Raw genomic sequence first — 18,042 nt, 5'->3', positions numbered from 1 at the left:
TATCTTGATGTCAAGATAAATCTATCACTCCGGGCGTCCCTGCTCAGCGGGACGACGAGGCGGGTGGAGCGATCGCACCGCGAGCCACGTGACCGCCAGCAGCGGCGCGAACAGCGGCAGCCCCATGACCAGCTTGAGGGTGCCGAGAGTGATGACGTCGCCGGCGAGATACAGCGGCAATTGCACGCCGAGGCGCGTGTAGAACAACGCGGCCCACGCGATCGCCAGCCAGAAGTACACGCGGCGCTTGCGCGCATCCGTCCGCCATGACGTGCCCTCGTTCAGGAGAAAGCCCGCGGCGAGGCCGATCAGCGACCACCCGACCAGGGCCGAGACGAGAAAGGCCGTGCCGTAGACCGCGTTCGTGATCAGGCCGGGGACGAAGTTGTCCTCGCCGCGACCGGTCCACAGGGCCAGACCCGCGGCCGCTGCCGTGGCCACGAGGCCGCCGAGCGCCGAGCCGACCGGCGAGCGCTGCAGCATTCGGACCACGGTGAACACGGCCGCAGCGCCCACCGAGACCAGCAGCGAAAGCACGAGGTCGCCGGTGGACATGAACAGGAGCAGGAACGCCAGGCTCGGCAGGACGGCTTCCAGGATGCCGCGCCAGCCGCCCATCGCGGCCCACACGACGTGGCCGGTGGTGGTGCTCTCGGCCGGGTCGATGCCCGCGCGACGTGCGGCGCCTCCGAGCGCCTGGCCCACCAGCTCCGAGGCGCTCGGAGGCGGTGGCTCCTCGGAAGGCCTGTCCGACGGCTCCGGGGGCTGCGGAGGGATGCTCACGCGGCGCCGGGGGTCGCCGGCATCGTGAGGGGGATGAGGTCGCGCGGCGGCATCGGCGCGCCTCCGCGCACGACCACGATCGAGCGGAACAGCTCCTCGATCTGGGCAGCAGCGTCCTCGTCGTCCACCGCGGCGCCGCTGATCACGCCGCGCAGGAACCAGCGCGGCCCGTCCACGCCCACGAACCGGGCCAGGCGAACGCCGGCGGCGCCGTCGGGACCGGCCACCGGGATCTCCGCGCGCAGTTCGAGGCCGAGCGCGCCCTCCCGCTCGGAGACCCGGCCGCCCTGCTGCAGCACCTGCTGCTGCAGCTGCTCGCGCGTCTCGTGCCACAGTCCGCTGGAGCGGGGCGCCGCAAAGGGCTGCACCTGCAGCGTGGAGCCGGCGAAGTCGAGACCGACCGCGACGATGCGCTTGGTCTGCTCCTCGACCTCCAGCCGCAGGTTCAGTCCGTCGCGCGGCAGCACCTTGATGCCGCCGAGGTCGATGTAGGGACGGACCGCGTTGGCCTCGGTCTCGTCGAACGGGCCGTTGGCGGCGCGATCGGCCGGGCCCGCCTTCTCGGTGTTCGCGTCGTTCATGAGGGACTCCCTGTCTGCTGGTAGCCGGTCGAGCCGAAGCCGCCCTCGCCGCGCACGCTGTCGGGCAGCTCGGCGACGGGGACGAAGCGCGCTCGCACGACGGGCATGACGATCAGCTGCGCGATGCGGTCCCCCGCCACGACGTCGTATGCGGCATCCGGATCGGTGTTCAGGAGCGTGACCTTGATCTCGCCGCGGTAGCCCGCGTCGACCGTGCCGGGCGCGTTCACGACGGTGATGCCGTGGCGGGCGGCCAGGCCGCTGCGCGGCACCACGAAGGCCGCGTAGCCCTCGGGGAGGGCGATGCGCACACCGGTGCCCACCAGCGCCCGCCGTCCCGGCTCCAATCGCAGCGACTCGGTCGCCACGAGATCCGCCCCCGCGTCACCCGGATGGGCGTAGCCGGGGATCGCGGGCGCGATAATGGGAACGTCCACGGATTCGGTCACTCCACGAGGGTAATGCACGCGCACATCGCCAGCACCAGCGGTTCAGCGGTCTATCGAGAGCGCCTGAGCCCGTCGCTGTGGCTGCTGGTGAGCGCCGCGGTGTGCGCGCCGATGGTCGCACTCGTCTTCACTCCGTTCGACTCCACCGTGGCACTGATCGCCGGTGCGGCCACCGGGGCGGCCGTCGTGGCCGCGCTCATGTCGCTCTCCCCGGTGGTCGAGATCGCCGACGACTGGCTGCGCGTGGGCCGCGCCCGGATCGAGCTGCGTTATCTCGGCGACGCCGAGGCCCTCGTCGGCCAGGAGGCCCGGCTCGCGCGCGGACCGGGCCTGGGCCGCTACAGCTGGCATCTGATCCGCGGCGGAATCGACGGCATCGTGCGCGTGCCGGTCCAGGATGCCGACGACCCGGTCACGATGTGGGTGTTCTCCTCCAGGACGCCCGACCGCGTGGCTGCGGCGCTGCGCCGGGCGCGCTCGACGAGCTGAGCGCCGGCGCACGACCGGCGCGGATCACACCACCGCGCTCCCGATCAGGCCGCGCACTCCGTGCACACCGCGCCCACCGGCGTCTCGTGGTCGATCTGGGTGCGGTGCTTCACGAGGAAGCACTCGATGCAGGTGAACTCGTCCTCCTGCGGCGGCAGCACGACCACGTCCAGCTCGAGGTCGGAGAGATCGGCACCGGGAAGCTCGAACCCGGACGGGTTGTCCGAGTCCTCGACGTCGACGGAGCCGGACAGCTTGTCGGGCACGCGCTCCTTGAGCGCCTCGATCGACTCGCTGTCGTCGTCGGTCTTGCGCGGGGCGTCGTAATCCGTGGCCATGGCTCGAACGTCTCAACTTCCAGAAAAAAGTGCCGGGTCGCACCCCGAGGGGCGGCGATAGTTTGCACGATGGGCCTGCTTTTCGCAAATGAGAGGCATCGGGTCGCCGGTCCGCTGCGCGCGCTTCGGCAAACTCGCGGCGCGCCCACGATATTCCCGGAGGCCGCGACGCCCTGTGTCAGCATGGGCGGGACACCCAGGTTGTGGAGGCGCGTTTCGCATGGAACAGCTCAAGATCATCGGCACGGAAGAGGACGTCCTGGTCCTCGCGACGGAGTCCGGGGAGCGCTTCTCGCTTCCGGTGAACGAGGCGCTGCGCGCACAGGTGCGGCGTACCGCCCCCGCCGCCCAGCAGCGCGCGACTCGGCCGAGCCCCCGGGAGATCCAGGCGCAGATCCGCGCCGGGCTGTCCTCCGACGAGGTGGCGAGCCTGTTCGGCATCCGTGTCGAGGACGTCGTCCGCTACGAGGGTCCGGTGCTGGCCGAACGCGAGTACATCGTCGGGCAAGCGCTCGCAGTGCCCGTCCTCATGGGCGGCGAGCTCGAGTTCGACGCGCAGCCGACGTTCGGGACCGCCGTGCGCATCAAGCTGGCCGAGGCCGGCGCGACCGCCGAGCGCTGGACGAGCTGGCGCGACCTCACCGGGTGGATCGTCAAGGTCGAGTTCACCGCGAACGAGGTGGATCACGATGCCCGCTGGTCGTTCGATCCCCGTCGATCCACGCTGTCGCCGCTGAACTCCGACGCGGTGCAGCTGTCTCGTCAAGGGTCTCTCCCCGAGGGCCTCATCCCTCGCCTGCGGGCCCTGGACGCCCAGACCGTCAAGGACGAGTCGCGCTTCGACAGCGGGGCGTTCGGACCGCGCCGGCTCGCCGAGCCCGAGCCGGATTTCGAGCCCCCGGTGGTTCGTCCGGCCGCCCCGAGCGCGGCGCAGGATGCCGCGATCAACCGCGCACCGGAGGCCGAGGTCACCAGCGCCGACACCGCCGACCTCCTCGAGGCCCTGCGCCGCCGCCGCGGCCAGCGCGAGGCCATGCCCGCCCCGCAAGGGGCTGAGTCCCCCGCCCACGCCCCGGTGGCCCTGTTCGACGCGCTCGAGCCCGGCTTCGACGACGCCGAGCTCCCGCTGTTCGACGAGCCGGCGCCCGCCCGTCGAGTGGAGCCGTCGCGCGCCGACGAGGCATCCCATGGCGAGGCGGGACGCAAGCGCGGCCGCGCCGCCATGCCCACGTGGGACGAGATCGTCTTCGGGGCGCGCACCGAGGACGGCTGACTCAGCGCTCTCCGTAGGCGCCGAGCCGGATGAGCGGCACGATCCGCTCCCGGTCGGTGAGCGAGCCGTGCTGACCGACCATGCCCTGCGGCTTCTTGTCCACGACGCGGTCGTCGTAGTAGGCGACATCGGAGCGCGCGGCGACGAGCACATCGCCGATGCGGTCTTCGACCTCGGCGTCGACCCGCGGGCCGAACAGTCCCGCGGCGATCGCCTCCCCGCGCGAGAGCACCCAGGACCGCGCCGCCTCGCGGGCGCGCCAGCGGGCGAGCACCGCCGCGGGCTCGTCGGCGTACAGGTGCAGCATTCGCGGCTCGCCGGCCACGATCCGCACGCCGTCGAGCAGCTCGTCGCCGATGGTCAGCAGCACGTGGCGGTCCCGCGGCACATCCACCATGCCGTGGTCGGCCGTCACGACCGCTCCGACACCGCGGGGCAGCGCCTCGTGCAGGGCTCGCGCGGCGTCGTCGACCTGCTCCAGGGCGGCCGCCCACGCGTCGGACTCCGCGCCGCGCGCGTGGCCGACGGTGTCGAGCTCGGGGGTGTACACGTAGACGAGGGCGCCCGGATTCCGCGCGGCGAGGTCGGCGCCGATCGCGACGCGCTCGGCGACGGTGTCGGCCCCGACGAACACGCCGCCGCGGAGGATCGCCTCGGTGAAGCCGGTGCCCGCGTACTTCGCCCTCGAGACGACGAAGCAGGGCCGGCCGGCGGCCGCCTCGCGCTCCAGGATCGGCTGGGCGCGCTGCCAGGTGTACGGGTCGAGGCCGTCGCGCTCCCACCCCTTCAGCTGGTTCGGTGCGGCATCCGTCCCGGGGACGCGCACGCGGTAGCCGACCAGGCCGTGCACGCCGGGCGCCTCGCCGGTCAGCAGGCTCGTGAGGGCGGATGCCGTGGTGGACGGGAACACCGTACGCGCGGCATCCCGTTTCGTCATGCGTGAGACGAGGAACCGGGCATGACCGGCACGTGCGGAAAGGTTGCCGCGACCGAGGCCGTCGACGAGCAGCACGAGCGCCGAACGGGCCGGCGGGAACCACTCGGAGTCCCCCTCGAGCGATCGCAGCAGCTGCGGCACGACACCGGTGAGGCTCCGGGACGACGGGGGGTCCGCCGGTAGGCTGAGGGACATCCGGGCCAGTCTCGCACACGGCGGGGTGGACCGTTCCCGTCCCGGAGGACCGCTCAGATCCATGGCAGCGCCGCGCACCGCACCCCTCCCCGCCGATCACGGCCGCATCGAGGACGTCGACGTCTCCGCGGAGATGCAGGGCTCGTTCCTCGAGTACGCGTATTCGGTCATCTACTCGCGTGCGCTGCCCGACGCGCGCGACGGGCTCAAGCCCGTGCAACGCCGCATCCTATTCCAGATGGCCGACATGGGACTGCGGCCCGATCGCGGCCATGTCAAGAGCGCGCGCGTGGTCGGCGAGGTGATGGGCAAGCTCCACCCGCACGGCGATTCCGCCATCTACGACGCGCTCGTGCGCCTCGCACAGCCGTTCGCGCTGCGCGTGCCGCTCGTCGACGGCCACGGCAACTTCGGCTCGCTCGACGACGGACCCGCCGCCGCGCGCTACACCGAGGCGCGTCTCGCGCCGCCGGCGCTCGCGCTCACCGAGAACCTCGACGAGGACGTCGTCGACTTCATCCCGAACTACGACGGGCAGTTCCAGCAGCCGGAAGTGCTGCCGGCCGCGTTCCCCAACCTGCTCGTCAACGGCGCGACGGGCATCGCCGTCGGCATGGCGACCAACATGGCGCCGCACAACCTCATCGAGGTCGTGTCGGCGGCCGTGCACCTGCTGGAGCATCCGGACGCGACGCTCGACGACCTCATGGGGTTCGTGCCCGGGCCGGACCTTCCCGGCGGCGGCATCATCGTCGGCCTCGACGGCATCCGAGAGGCCTACGCGACGGGACGCGGCACGTTCCGCACGCGCGCGAAGGTATCGGTCGAGCAGATCGCCCCGCGGCGCACGGGCCTCGTCGTGACCGAGCTGCCGTACATGGTCGGCGCCGAGCGCGTCATCGAGAAGATCAAGGATGCCGTCGGTGCGAAAAAGCTCACCGGCATCGCCGACGTCGCCGACCTGACCGACCGCAACCACGGGCTGCGGCTCGTCATCGGGATCAAGACGGGGTTCGATCCGAACGCCGTCCTCGAGCAGCTGTACCGGCTCACGCCCCTGGAGGACTCGTTCGGCATCAACAACGTCGCGCTCGTGGGCGGACAGCCGCAGACGCTCGGCCTCGTCGAGCTGCTGCGCGTCTACCTCGACCACCGCATCCAGGTCGTCACGCGGCGCAGCCGCTTCCGGCTCGCGCGGAAGAACGAGCGGCTGCACCTGGTCGAGGGCCTGCTCATCGCGATCCTCGACATCGACGAGGTCATCCAGGTCATCCGCGGCTCGGATGACGGCGAGCAGGCCCGCCAGCGCCTGATGGGGGTCTTCGACCTCAGCCAGGCGCAGGCGGAGTACATCCTCGAGCTGCGGCTGCGGCGCCTCACGCGCTTCTCCCGCATCGAGCTGGAGAACGAGCGCGACGCGCTGAAGGCCGAGATCGCCGAGCTCGAGGCGCTGCTCGCGAGCGACGCTCTGCTGCGCGCGCAGGTCGCGCGCGAGCTCGACGCGGCCGCGGAGGCCTATGGCACGCCGCGCCGCACGCTGCTGCTCAACGGCGGCGCGCCTGTTCCGCGCTCGCGCGGCGCCGCGCCCGCCGATCTGCAGATCGCCGATGCCCCGTGCCGCGTGTTCCTGTCGGCGACGGGGCGGATGGTGCGCGCCGAGCTCGACGACTCGGGTGCCGTCGTGGCTCCCACGAGGCGGTCGAAGCACGACGCGATCCGTTCTGCGGTCGATGCGACGACGCGGGGCGACGTGGGGGCGGTGACCTCGGCGGGCCGGCTGGTGCGCTTCTCCCCCGTCGACCTGCCGTCGGTGCCGGGCAACTCCGTGCAGCTCGCGGCGGGCACCCGCGCCGACCAGTACCTGGGGCTGTCCGGCGCCGAGCACGTCGTCGCGATCCTGCCCCTCGACGGCGAGGCGCCGCTGGCATTGGGAACCGCGCAGGGCATCGTGAAGCGGGTCGCGGCGACCGAGCTGCCGGCGGGGCGGACCGACGTCGAGATCATCTCGCTCAAACCCGGTGACCGCGTCGTCGGCGCGGGGGTGGCGGCCGACGGTGACGAACTCGTGTTCGTCACGTCGGACGCGCAGCTGCTGAGATTCGCGGCGGATGCCGTGCGCCCGCAGGGGCGCGCGGCAGGGGGCATGGCCGGCGTCCGGGTGACGAGTGGAGAGCAGGTCGTCGCGTTCGCTGCGGTGTCACCGTCGGAGGAGACCGTCGTGGTGACGGTCGCGGGATCGGCTTCGGCGCTCGCCGGGGCGGATGCCGGAAGCGGCAAGGTGTCGGCGTTCGCCGAGTTCCCGCCGAAGGGGCGGGCCACCGGCGGCGTGCGCGCACAGCGCTTCCTGAAAGGCGAGGACACGCTGCGGCTCGCCTGGGTCGGGGTGGAGCCGCGCGCGGTCGGCGCGGACGGCGCCGTCCGCCGCTTGCCGGAGGCCGGCGCGAGGCGGGATGCCTCGGGCATCCCGCTCGACGCCGTGGTCGCCGCCGTCGGCACCGCCGTCCGCTGATCAGCCGCACCGCCTGCTGCGTGCATCGCTCGTGCCTCGCCGCGCGGCGCCAAACTTGGCCCACATCGTCGCCGCGACCGGCTCACCGCGGCAGAATGCGCCAACCTCAGCCGACGCGTCCGCACTCACCTGGCCCAGATGGTCGCCCCGGCAACCACCGCGGCCACACGCGCCAACCCACGCCGGAACAGACCCGCCGTCTCGCGAGACCTCGCATCTGCACCGCTTTCCGCCCCGAAACGGTGCAGACCTGAGGTCTCGCGGAGCTTCGGCCTCGCGGCTCAGAGGGTGCGCGTGGCTCACCGCGCGCGGGCGACGGCCTCGGCGCGCGTCGTGACCGACAGCTACGCGTCGATGCTCTCGCGGTCGAGCGCGTCGCTCGAGCTCACGATGAACTCGCGGCGGGGTGCCACGTCGCTGCCCATGAGCAGCTCGAAGACGGATGCCGCGGCCTCGGCATCCGTCACCTGCACGCGTCGCAGCAACCGTCCGGCGCGATCCATCGTCGTCTCGGCGAGCTGATCGGCATCCATCTCGCCGAGTCCCTTGTACCGCTGCACGGGCTCCTGCCAGCGGCGGTTCGATCTCCGCAGCTTCGCGAGCAGGGCGTGCAGCTCCTTCTCGCTGTACGTGTAGATCGTCTCGTTCGGCTTCGATCCGGGGTTCACGACGATGACGCGGTGCAGCGGCGGCACGGCGGCGTAGACGCGGCCGTCCTCGATGAGCGGGCGCATGTACCGGAAGAAGAGCGTCAGCAGGAGCGTCCGGATGTGCGCGCCGTCGACGTCGGCGTCGCTCATCAGGATGATCTTGCCGTAGCGAGCCCCCGCGAGGTCGAACGAACGCCCCGAGCCGGCGCCGATCGTCTGGATGATCGCGGCGCACTCGGCGTTGGAGAGCATGTCGCTGATCGACGCCTTCTGCACGTTGAGGATCTTGCCCCGGATCGGCAGCAGCGCCTGATACTCGCTATTGCGCGCGTGCTTCGCCGTGCCGAGGGCGGAGTCGCCCTCGACGATGAACAGCTCGGACTCGGCGACGTCGTTCGTGCGGCAGTCGGCGAGCTTCGCAGGAAGCGTCGACGACTCCAGCGCGTTCTTGCGCCGCTGCGTCTCCTTGTGCGTGCGCGCCGAGATGCGCGCCTTCATCTCGGAGACGATCTTGTCGAGGACGAGCGCCGTCTGCGTCTTGTCGTCGCGCTTCGTGGAGGCGAACCGTGCAGTTAGCTCACGCGTCACGACACTCGCCACGATCTGCCGCACGGCGGGCGTGCCCAGCACCTCCTTGGTCTGCCCCTCGAACTGGGGCTCCGCCAGGCGCACCGTCAGGACGGCGGTGAGCCCCGCGAGGATGTCGTCCTTCTCGAGCTTGTCGTTGCCGACCTTCAGCCGGCGCGCGTTCTGGTCGACCTGCGCGCGCAGCACCTTCATGAGGCCCTGCTCGAACCCCTGCTGGTGCGTGCCGCCCTTCGGCGTCGCGATGATGTTCACGAACGAACGCGTCACGGTCTCGTAACCCGTGCCCCAGCGAAGGGCAATGTCGACGTGGCACTCGCGCTCCACGTCGGTCGGCACCATGGCGCCGGATGCCTGCAGCACCGGCACCGTCTCGGTGAAGGTACCGGAGCCCGTCAGCCGCCACGTGTCGGTGACCGCCGCGTCGGGGGCGAGGAAGTCGGCGAACTCCGAGATCCCGCCGTCGTAACGGAAGCTCGTCGTCTTCGGCTCGTCACCGCGCTCGTCGACGACGACGATCTCCAGCCCCGGCACGAGGAACGCCGTCTGGCGGGCGCGCTGCTCCAGCTCGTCGAGGTGGAAGGCGGCATCCTTCGTGAAGATCTGCCGGTCGGCCCAGTACCGGATGCGGGTTCCCGTCACCCCGCGGGCGACCTTGCCCACCACGCGAAGCTCGGAGGAGCGCTCGAACGGAGTGAACGCGGCATCCGGCTCGTCGCCCGCGAACACGCCCGGCTCGCCGCGGTGGAACGACATCGCCCACGTCTTGCCGCCCCGGTCGACCTCGACGTCGAGCCGCTCCGACAGCGCGTTGACGACCGACGCGCCGACGCCATGCAGGCCGCCGGATGCCGCGTAGGAGCCCCCGCCGAACTTGCCCCCCGCGTGCAGCTTGGTGAAGACGACCTCGACGCCGGACAGGCCCGTGCGCGGTTCGATGTCGACCGGGATGCCGCGGGCCCGGTCGTGGACCTCCACGCCCCCGTCGGCGCGCAGGACGATATCGATGCGCTCGCCGTGGCCGGCGAGAGCTTCGTCCACCGCGTTGTCGATGATCTCCCACACGCAGTGCATGAGGCCCCGGGAGTCGGTCGAGCCGATGTACATGCCGGGGCGCTTGCGAACGGCCTCGAGCCCCTCGAGCACCTGGAGGTGGTGTGCGGAGTACTCGGCGGTCACAGTGCTCCAGCGTATCCGCGGCCGCCGACCCGGCTGCGCAGCACACGCGCGGGTCGACGATCCGTGGTCACCACCCGGATGCCGGCGCGCACCAGTACGCGTACAGCGAAATGCGCGGGCATCGCGGCATCTTCCCGGGGAGCGCGTGGTTACATGTCTTGCACGGACCATCCGCACCCGGGGAGCACATCATGAGCACGTCGACCGCCGCACAGCCGATCGCCGACCTCGTCTACCGCCTCTCGGCGACCGACCGGTGCGACTCGTGCGGTGCTCAGGCCTATGTCGCCGCCGAGGTCAACGGCAGCGAGCTGCTCTTCTGCGCCCACCACGGCCGCAAGTACGAGGAGAAGCTGCGAGCCGTCGCCACCAGCTGGCACGACGAGACGGCACGACTGACCGTCTGATCCCCGGCATCCCGGATCGGCGGGTCGCGCCACCGTAAACTGGTGTGCCCGACCTTCGTTCCGAGGAGACAGTCCATGGCTTCGCGCCTCCCGTTCTCGCACCGTCTGGGGGTCCTGGTCGAACGGGCCCGGAAGATCGACATCGCCTCGGTGACCTCGCGCGCCAAAGAGACCGCGCGCGTGCATGGCAAGAAGTACCCGCTGGTCCTGGCCGACATGCTCTGGTCCGCCGGCCGGCACCGTGTCGGCTTCAACGACTACATCGAGTTCGACTTCGCGATCCTCTCGCGCGCCGAGCGCGCGACGTGGGTCACGAGCCCGCTCGCACTGGAACTGTCCAACCGCTACGACGACCCCGCCCAGGTGCACCGCTTCCACCACAAGGTCGCATTCAACCGCGACTTCGACCGTTTCCTCGGACGCGAGTGGCTCGAGCTGGTCCCCGGCAACGCCGACGAGCTCCAGGAGTTCGCCCAACGGCATCCGGTCCTCATCGGAAAGGTGCCGGTGAGCAAGTCAGGACTGGGCGTGCGGCGCTACCAGTCCGCCGACGTGACCGACTGGAAGGCGTTCCACGCCGAACTGCTCGAGCGCGACGAGGTGCTCGTCGAAGAGAGGATCGAGCAGCACGAAGACCTCTCCGCCGTCTGCCCCGGAACGGTCAACACCACCCGGGTCACGACCTTCGTCAAGGACGACGGCACCGTCGAGATCATCAACATGGCCCAGAAGTTCGGGCGCGGCGGGGTCAGCGACCAGGCCTCGTTCGGCGGCTTCTACACGGTGCTCGACGAGAACGGCCATGCGCTCGGCAAGGGCTACGACACGAGCGGACACCTTTTCGAGACCCATCCCGACACCGGGTACCGCATCGCGGACTTCCAGCTCCCCCTGATGGATCAGCTGCGGGAGCTGATCACGCAGGTCGCCCTTGTCATCCCGGAGGTCCGCTACGTCGGCTGGGACGTCGTGGTCGGCCCGGAACGGCCCGTGCTCGTGGAGGGGAACTGGGGCGCGGGCGTGTTCGAGAACAAGCCGACGGCCACCGGCATCCGCACCGGGCACCTGCCCCGCTATCGCGCCGCGATGGGCTTCTGAGCGAACCGTCGCCGGGAGCCTGCTCGGCCGGCCTACCGGGCGACGCGCACGATGCCCAGGGGCGTGGACTGGCGCTCCTGGCCGAGCGGGTTGTCGCCGAGAATCCGCACCAGGCGGCGTTCGGCGGCCTTGTCGAGCGTGGAGCCGAGGATGTTGCCGCCGATGTCGTTGATGTCGACGATCGCGACGTCCTGCTCGCCGCCCAGGAGCGCCCGCAGTCGACGGGCGACACCGGTCGGATCCTTCGGACCGAGCACGACCGACTCGTTGTAGGGCGGGATGGTGCCGCTGGTGGGCCCGTCGATCGCGCGCGCCTTGTCGCCGGCGATGCGGTAGAAGTCCCCGCGGCGGCCGAAAGCCTTCGTGACGGCGCTCACCGCGGCCGCGAACAGGATGCGGGGCGTGCCGCACTCGCGCAGGGCCATCTCCATCGTCTCGGGCATGCCGAGCCCGATGCCGTACGGCGTCTTGACGACGAACCGGGAGAGGAGACGGGCGAGCCGCCGCGGCGCGATGTCGGTGAGCGCGTACGAGCGGCCCTGCGTGATCGCGACGATCTTCTCGGTCACGAACAGCACATCGCCCGGCTCCAGGAGCTCGCGCGCGTACTCGGAGACGACGGCATCCAGGTCGTCGCCGGGCATGACGACGTGGGTGCGGATCGGGATCCGCGCGTACCGCACTCCGTCGACGTCGACCTCGAGGGCCTTGCCGTCGTTGGCCTGTCCGCTCATTCGAGGTAGTCCCGCAGCGACTGCGAGCGCGACGGATGCCGGAGCTTGGCCATCGTCTTCGACTCGATCTGGCGGATCCGCTCGCGCGTGACCCCGAAGGTGTCGCCGATCTGGTCGAGCGTCTTGGGCTGGCCGTCGCCGAGTCCGAAGCGCATGCGGATGACGCCCGCCTCGCGCTCGGAGAGCGAGTCCAGGAGCGACTCGAGCTGACGCTGCAGCATCGTGAAGCCCACCGCGTCGGCCGGGACGACCGCCTCGGTGTCCTCGATGAGATCGCCGAACTCGCTGTCGCCGTCCTCGCCGAGCGGGGTGTGCAGCGAGATCGGCTCACGGCCGTACTTCTGCACCTCGACGACCTTCTCGGGCGTCATGTCGAGCTCGCGGCTGAGCTCCTCGGGCGTGGGCTCCCGACCGAGGTCCTGCAGCATCTGCCGCTGCACGCGGGCGAGCTTGTTGATCACCTCGACCATGTGCACCGGGATGCGGATGGTGCGGGCCTGGTCTGCCATCGCGCGGGTGATCGCCTGGCGGATCCACCACGTCGCGTAGGTGGAGAACTTGAAGCCCTTGGTGTAGTCGAACTTCTCGACCGCGCGAATGAGGCCGAGGTTCCCCTCCTGGATGAGATCCAGGAACTGCATGCCGCGGCCGGTGTAGCGCTTGGCGAGCGAGACGACCAGGCGCAGGTTGGCGCCGAGCAGATGACTCTTGGCGCGCTGGCCGTCGCGGGCGACCCACTGGAGGTCCAGGCCCAGCTGGCTCGACTTCTCGGCCGCGGACATGTGCGACAGCTTCTCCTCGGCGAACAGGCCCGCCTCGATGCGCATCGCCAGCTCGACCTCTTCGGCCGCGTTCAGCAGCGGCACCTTGCCGATCTGCTTCAGGTAGTCCTTGACCGGGTCGGCGGTCGCGCCGGTGATCTGCGTCGAGTAGACGGGGATGTCGTCCTCGTCGCTGGAGGAGATGACGATCGCGCCGCTGGGCAGCGGCTCGGAGAACGCCGGCTTGGCCGGCTTGTCGTCGTCCTCGTCGTCCTCGTCCGAGGCATCCGCCTTCGCGTCGCCCTTCTCCGGGGCGGCGGCCTCGACCAGCTCCGCATCGTCGACCCCGACCTCCTCCGCGTCGACCTCGACGACCTCGTCCTCGGGCTCGGTCTGCGCCGCGGCCTTCGTCTTGGCCGCCGCCTTGCTCCTGGCCGCGGGGGCCTTCGCGGGAGCAGCCTTCGCAGCAGCCTTGGCCGCGGTCGTCTTCACGGGAGTCTTCGCCGCGGTCGGCTTCGCCGCGCGGCTGCGGGTGGTCGGCTTACTCGCGACGGACGGCGTCGTCTCGTCCTCGGTGGCCTCGGTCGCACGGCTACGGGTGGTCTTCGTGCCTGACGTCACGTCTTGCCTTTCACCGACGGAGTCCCGTCGGGGTTTCGGACACTAGTAAGCCCCTTGTCAAGTCCCCGGGCGGGTGAGCCGGATGAGGTGACAACGGGTCAGGATCATCCATTGTCGCATACTCCGAACGAACGATTCGCGCAAGACCCTCTGGAGGCAACCGCGGCACCGGACGGACTATTCCGGGAAGGACCGGCCGCGCCACTCGTCCTCGCCGGAGGGGCGGGTCGCGAGAAAGCGCTCCAGCTCTGCCGCGATCTCGTCCGCGCTCGGCAGATCGCCCTCGTGGATGATGGGCTGACCGAGGTTCGAGCCCGCCATGTAGGCGTCGTAACGCTCCTCCAGAGTGTGCAGCATCGCGGACAGCTCCTCGCTGCCGGAGACCTGCTCGTCCACCTTCTCCACGTACTCGCGATTCTGCTCGCGGAGCGCATCGCTGTCGAAGACCAGTCCGGATGCCACCGAGAGACTGTCCAGCGCAGCGATCGCAGCCCCCGGGTAGTCGGTATCGCCGAGGTAGTGCGGCACCAGCAGCACGAATCCGCAGACCCGCGCGTTCGCCTGCGCGAACCGGTGCTCCAGCAGGTGCCCGACCGTGGCCGGCACCTGCGTGTGCGGCTGCCATACCGAGTGCGCCTGGGTGAGCTCGCTTCTCGTGCCGCTGACGGTGGTCCCGATCGGGCGGGTGTGCGGCACCGGCATCGGAATGGCGTGCACCCAGGTCACCGACGACACCTGCAGCCCCTCGGCCAGACCCACGACGGTCTCCGAGAACGAGTCCCAGGCGAAGTCCGGCTCGTAGCCGTACAGGAGGACGAAGGGGTGCCCCAGCGCGTCGTGGGCGAGCGAGAGCTCCAGCCGCGGAGGACGGTAGTCGGTGAGGTGATCGGCCTGGAAGGAGATGACGGGACGGCGCGCCCGGTAGTCCAGCAGCACGTCGTTGACGAACGAGACCACCGGCGCGGGATGCAGCTGTTCGCGGAAGAAGTCGATGACCTGCGAGACCGCGCCACCGGCATCCGTGAACCCGGTCAGCGCGACGATCAACGGCAGTCCGCCCGGCACGGGCGGGGCGGAGGCGACGCGCTCGTAGAGAGGACCGGATGCAGGCACGTCTCAACTCTACGAGCCCGGGTCCGCGGGCGGGCCCCCAGCGTCCCGCTGACAGCGAACACCCGCGACCTAGGATGGGAGCCATGCCGTTTCCGGAGCTCTCGCACAGCACCCGTCCCCTGCGCGAATCGGATGCCGATGCGCTCGTGCTCCCCCTCCCGCCGCTCGCGGACGCCGCCGAGCAGCTGGCCGCCTGGCCCGGTCTCGGCGATGCGCTGACGGCGATCGGCTTCACCGGCGCGCCCGGAGCTGTCGTGCGCGCATTCGCGCCCGCAGCGACCGACAAGCCGCTCGTCGTCGTGGGCACGGGAGCGCAGCCCGGCGCGGAGGCCGTGCGCGACGCCGTGGGCGCGGCGATCCGCTCCACCACGGGTTTCGACACGATCGCGGTGGCGGCCCCCGCCGGGGCGTGGCGGGCGGCGGCGGAGGGCGCGATCCTGGGCGGCTACCGCTTCGCGGACTACAAGAGCAGCGCGAGTCCGCGGCGTGCCGCGCAGGTGACCGTGCACGCCGCCGACGACGAGGAGCCCGAGCTGGACCGAGTGCGTGCGATCGGGGCCGCCGTCGCGCTCGTGAAGGACCTCGTGACCACCCCGGCCGAGTGGCTCGGACCAGAGGACTTCGCCGGCCGCGCGGTCGACGCCGTCGCCGGCCTTCCCGTGTCGGTCGAGGTGCTCGACGAGCAGCAGCTCGCGACACAGGGGTTCGGCGGCATCCTGGGTGTCGGGCAGGGCTCCGACCGGCCGCCGCGGTTCGTGCGACTCGACTACGCGCCCGAGGGCGCCGCGCGCCACATCGCAGTCGTCGGCAAGGGCATCACCTTCGACACCGGCGGGCTCTCGCTCAAGCCTGCCGCCGGCATGGTCGGGATGAAATACGACATGTGCGGCGCCGCGACCGCGCTCGCCGTCGTGCGCGCCGCGGCCGCCCTCGCCCTGCCGGTGCGGGTGTCGGGCTGGCTGTGCGTGGCCGACAACATGCCCTCCGGCCGGGCCACACGCCCCGGCGACGTGCTGCGGATCCTCGACGGAACCACCGTCGAGGTGCTCAACACCGACGCGGAGGGACGCCTGGTGCTCGCCGACGGGCTGGTGGCCGCCAGCCGCGCGCATCCTGACGTCATCGTGGACGTCGCCACCCTCACCGGTGCGATCACGGTGGCCCTGGGCACGCGGCACGCCGGCGTCATGGGAGACGACGACGCCGTGGCCGAGTTCCTCGACGCGGCCCGGCGTGCGGGCGAGCTCGCCTGGCAGCTGCCGCTGCCGGCGCACATGGAGGACGAGCTGGAGTCCCCCATCGCCGACCTGCAGAACGCCAAGATGGGCGACCCGGCCGGCGGCTCGCTGTTCGCCGGACTGTTCCTGCGCCGGTTCGTGGGGCGCGTGTCCGACGACGCCGACGCCGCCCGCATCCCGTGGGTGCATCTGGACATCGCCGGCGTCGGCATGAACAAGGCGGGCCCCCACGGCGTCACCGACAAGGGCCCGACCGGCGCGATGGTGCGCTCGCTCGTCGAGTTCGTGAGCGGGGCGTCGGCATGACCGAGCACGCGTTCGACGTCGTGGTCGTCGGCGGCGGCAGCGGCGGCTACGCGACCGCGCTGCGCGCCGTCGAGCTCGGCCGCACCGTCGCGCTCGTCGAGGCGGACAAGCTCGGCGGCACGTGCCTGCACCGCGGCTGCATCCCCACCAAGGCGCTCCTGCACTCCGCGGAGGTCGCCGACCACGTGCGCACCGCGGCGGAGGCGGGGGTGCAGGCGCAGCTGACCAGCATCGACGCCGCTGGCCTGCGCCGCTTCCGCGAGGGCATCGTCGCGAAGAAGTTCGCGGGCCTGCAGGGGCTCATCAAGGCCCGCGGCATCACCGTCGTGCCGGGGCGCGGCCGGCTCACCGCCGATCGCGCGGTCGCCGTCGGCGACGACCTCTACCGCGGTGCCGACGTGGTGCTCGCGACCGGGTCGTACAGCCGTACTCTCCCGGGGCTGGACCTCGGCGGCCGCATCATCGCGAGCGAGCAGGCGCTCGCCCTCGACGAGGTGCCCGAGCGCGTCACGATCCTCGGCGGCGGCGTGATCGGCGTCGAGTTCGCCAGCGCCTGGCGCTCGCTCGGTGCCGAGGTCACCGTCGTGGAGGCCCTCGACCACCTCGTCCCCAACGAGGACCCCGCCCTGAGCGCGCAGCTGGAGCGCGCGTTCCGCAAGCGCGGCATCGTCGCCAGGCTCGGCGTGCGGTTCGCCGGGGCCACGCAGACGGATGCCGGGGTGACCGTGTCGCTGGAGGACGGGACCGCCCTGGACTCCGACTACCTGCTCGTGGCGATCGGCCGCGGCCCCGCGACCGCGGGCCTCGGGCTGGAGGAGGCGGGCGTCGCACTCGAGCGCGGCTTCGTGCGCGTCGATGGCCGGCTGCGCACGAGCGCGCCGCACGCATGGGCCGTCGGCGACATCGTGCCCGGTCTGCAGCTGGCCCACCGCGGCTTCCAGCAGGGCGTCTTCGTGGCCGAGGAGATCGCGGGACTGCGCCCGGTGCCGGTGCCCGAGTCCGCCGTGCCCCGGGTGACCTACAGCAGTCCGGAGGTGGCATCCGTCGGACTGACCGAGGCGCAGGCGCGAGATCGGTTCGGCGCGGAGGCGATCGCGGTGCGCGAGTTCAACCTCGCCGGCAACGCGAAGAGCGAGATCCTCGGCACCTCGGGGGTCGCGAAGGTGATCCGACAGGTCGACGGCCCGGTCGTCGGGGTGCACCTGGTCGGCGATCGTGTCGGCGAGCTGATCACCGAGGGCCAGCTGGTCGTGGGGTGGGAGGCGCACCCCGAGGACGTCGCAGGGTTCCTGCACGCGCATCCGACCCAGAGCGAGGCGCTCGGCGAGGCCTTCCTGGCGCTGGCCGGAAAGCCGCTGCACAGCCTCTGACACGAACGCGGCCCGCATCACTAAGCTAGTCCCGACATCGGCTTTTTGAAGGAGAGACGCCCATGAGCACATCCGTGGTCCTTCCCGCGCTCGGCGAGAGCGTCACCGAAGGAACGGTGACCCGCTGGCTCAAGCAGGTGGGAGACACCGTCGAAGCCGATGAGGGTCTCGTCGAGATCTCGACCGACAAGGTGGACACGGAGATCCCCTCCCCCGTCTCCGGCGTGCTCGAGGAGATCCTGGTCCAGGAGGACGAGACGATCGAGGTCGGCGCGGTGCTCGCGAAGATCGGCGACGGCGCCGCTCTGGCCGCCGCACCGGCGGCACCGGCGGCTCCCGCGGCGGCACCCGCAGCTCCCGCACCCGCCGCCCCGGCGCCGGCGTCTACGGCGGCCCCCGCGCCCCCCCGAGAAGCGAAGGACGTGG

17 protein-coding genes are annotated in these 18,042 nt (G+C 71.4%); 8 read left to right on the top strand and 9 right to left on the bottom strand.

Translation table 11 applies throughout. The features are described from left to right. Positions 1 to 24: 24 nt before the first annotated feature. Genes QM641_RS01655 through dut form a run of 3 tightly spaced genes read right to left on the bottom strand, consistent with a single transcriptional unit; the run spans position 25 to position 1,813 of the window. Positions 25 to 783 carry a DUF3159 domain-containing protein gene (locus tag QM641_RS01655; RefSeq protein WP_415112810.1) on the bottom strand — a complete coding sequence of 253 codons (759 nt, stop codon included), beginning with the start codon at positions 781 to 783 and terminating at the stop codon, positions 25 to 27. Then, the gene (locus QM641_RS01650; protein ID WP_415112808.1) at positions 780 to 1,364 is read right to left on the bottom strand and encodes a DUF3710 domain-containing protein; all 585 of its coding nucleotides are present in this window, start codon (positions 1,362 to 1,364) and stop codon (positions 780 to 782) included. The genes QM641_RS01655 and QM641_RS01650 overlap by 4 nt, the downstream gene beginning before the upstream one ends. After that, positions 1,361 to 1,813 carry a dUTP diphosphatase gene (gene dut / locus QM641_RS01645; protein ID WP_415112806.1) on the bottom strand — a complete coding sequence of 151 codons (453 nt, stop codon included), beginning with the start codon at positions 1,811 to 1,813 and terminating at the stop codon, positions 1,361 to 1,363. The genes QM641_RS01650 and dut overlap by 4 nt, the downstream gene beginning before the upstream one ends. A gap of 12 nt (positions 1,814 to 1,825) precedes the next feature. Between dut and QM641_RS01640 the strand changes: the two genes are divergently transcribed. Then, positions 1,826 to 2,302: a DUF3093 family protein gene (locus tag QM641_RS01640; protein ID WP_415112804.1), complete on the top strand. Its 477-nt coding sequence runs from the start codon at positions 1,826 to 1,828 to the stop codon at positions 2,300 to 2,302. A 44-nt stretch (positions 2,303 to 2,346) separates the two neighbouring features. On the opposite strand, the gene QM641_RS01635 is transcribed toward QM641_RS01640, so the two are convergent. Continuing rightward, a complete protein-coding gene (locus tag QM641_RS01635) occupies positions 2,347 to 2,640 on the bottom strand; it encodes a DUF4193 domain-containing protein (RefSeq protein ID WP_415112802.1) in 294 nt (97 codons plus the stop codon). A gap of 220 nt (positions 2,641 to 2,860) precedes the next feature. On the opposite strand from QM641_RS01635, the gene sepH reads away from it, so the two are divergent. Then, a complete protein-coding gene (gene sepH, locus QM641_RS01630; RefSeq protein WP_415112800.1) occupies positions 2,861 to 3,913 on the top strand; it encodes a septation protein SepH in 1,053 nt (350 codons plus the stop codon). Between the two features lies 1 nt (position 3,914). On the opposite strand, the gene QM641_RS01625 is transcribed toward sepH, so the two are convergent. Beyond that, positions 3,915 to 5,045 (bottom strand): alkaline phosphatase family protein, encoded by a 1,131-nt coding sequence (locus tag QM641_RS01625; RefSeq protein WP_415112798.1) that lies wholly within the window; start codon positions 5,043 to 5,045, stop codon positions 3,915 to 3,917. A gap of 61 nt (positions 5,046 to 5,106) precedes the next feature. Here QM641_RS01625 and QM641_RS01620 point away from each other — a divergent pair, with 61 nt between their 5' ends. After that, positions 5,107 to 7,554 carry a DNA gyrase/topoisomerase IV subunit A gene (locus QM641_RS01620; protein ID WP_415112796.1) on the top strand — a complete coding sequence of 816 codons (2,448 nt, stop codon included), beginning with the start codon at positions 5,107 to 5,109 and terminating at the stop codon, positions 7,552 to 7,554. A 344-nt stretch (positions 7,555 to 7,898) separates the two neighbouring features. Here the strand turns inward: QM641_RS01620 and QM641_RS01615 are convergent, their stop codons facing one another. Then, complete coding sequence (locus QM641_RS01615) at positions 7,899 to 9,968, bottom strand: DNA gyrase/topoisomerase IV subunit B (protein WP_415112794.1); 2,070 nt, start codon at positions 9,966 to 9,968, stop codon at positions 7,899 to 7,901. A 191-nt stretch (positions 9,969 to 10,159) separates the two neighbouring features. Here QM641_RS01615 and QM641_RS01610 point away from each other — a divergent pair, with 191 nt between their 5' ends. Both QM641_RS01610 and QM641_RS01605 read left to right on the top strand, forming a co-directional pair. Continuing rightward, positions 10,160 to 10,375, top strand: a complete 216-nt coding sequence (locus tag QM641_RS01610) for a hypothetical protein (RefSeq protein ID WP_415112792.1) — start codon at positions 10,160 to 10,162, stop codon at positions 10,373 to 10,375. A 75-nt stretch (positions 10,376 to 10,450) separates the two neighbouring features. After that, positions 10,451 to 11,473 (top strand): sugar-transfer associated ATP-grasp domain-containing protein, encoded by a 1,023-nt coding sequence (locus QM641_RS01605; protein WP_415112790.1) that lies wholly within the window; start codon positions 10,451 to 10,453, stop codon positions 11,471 to 11,473. Positions 11,474 to 11,505: 32 nt separating this feature from the next. Here QM641_RS01605 and QM641_RS01600 read toward each other — a convergent pair whose 3' ends face one another. The 3 genes from QM641_RS01600 to QM641_RS01590 form a co-directional block, all read right to left on the bottom strand. Further along, complete coding sequence (locus QM641_RS01600) at positions 11,506 to 12,207, bottom strand: coenzyme F420-0:L-glutamate ligase (protein ID WP_415112788.1); 702 nt, start codon at positions 12,205 to 12,207, stop codon at positions 11,506 to 11,508. Next, the gene (locus QM641_RS01595) at positions 12,204 to 13,589 is read right to left on the bottom strand and encodes an RNA polymerase sigma factor (RefSeq protein WP_415112786.1); all 1,386 of its coding nucleotides are present in this window, start codon (positions 13,587 to 13,589) and stop codon (positions 12,204 to 12,206) included. The genes QM641_RS01600 and QM641_RS01595 overlap by 4 nt, the downstream gene beginning before the upstream one ends. Positions 13,590 to 13,766: 177 nt before the next feature. Then, positions 13,767 to 14,702 carry a proteasome assembly chaperone family protein gene (locus QM641_RS01590; RefSeq protein WP_415112784.1) on the bottom strand — a complete coding sequence of 312 codons (936 nt, stop codon included), beginning with the start codon at positions 14,700 to 14,702 and terminating at the stop codon, positions 13,767 to 13,769. Between the two features lie 83 nt (positions 14,703 to 14,785). Here QM641_RS01590 and QM641_RS01585 point away from each other — a divergent pair, with 83 nt between their 5' ends. The 3 genes from QM641_RS01585 to QM641_RS01575 all read left to right on the top strand — a co-directional run. Continuing rightward, entirely contained in the window at positions 14,786 to 16,246 is a 1,461-nt protein-coding gene (locus QM641_RS01585; protein WP_415112782.1) for a leucyl aminopeptidase, read from the top strand. Next, positions 16,243 to 17,616 carry a dihydrolipoyl dehydrogenase gene (lpdA, locus tag QM641_RS01580; RefSeq protein ID WP_415112780.1) on the top strand — a complete coding sequence of 458 codons (1,374 nt, stop codon included), beginning with the start codon at positions 16,243 to 16,245 and terminating at the stop codon, positions 17,614 to 17,616. The genes QM641_RS01585 and lpdA overlap by 4 nt, the downstream gene beginning before the upstream one ends. Before the next feature lie 62 nt (positions 17,617 to 17,678). Further along, a partial coding sequence (locus QM641_RS01575) for a biotin/lipoyl-containing protein (RefSeq protein ID WP_415112778.1) occupies positions 17,679 to 18,042 on the top strand: 364 nt, incomplete at its 3' end.

The sequence above is a fragment of the Microbacterium sp. genome (genome assembly GCF_047605725.1).
In the GTDB taxonomy this organism is placed as follows: domain Bacteria; phylum Actinomycetota; class Actinomycetes; order Actinomycetales; family Microbacteriaceae; genus Microbacterium.
This window is presented reverse-complemented; position numbering and strand designations above follow the sequence as displayed.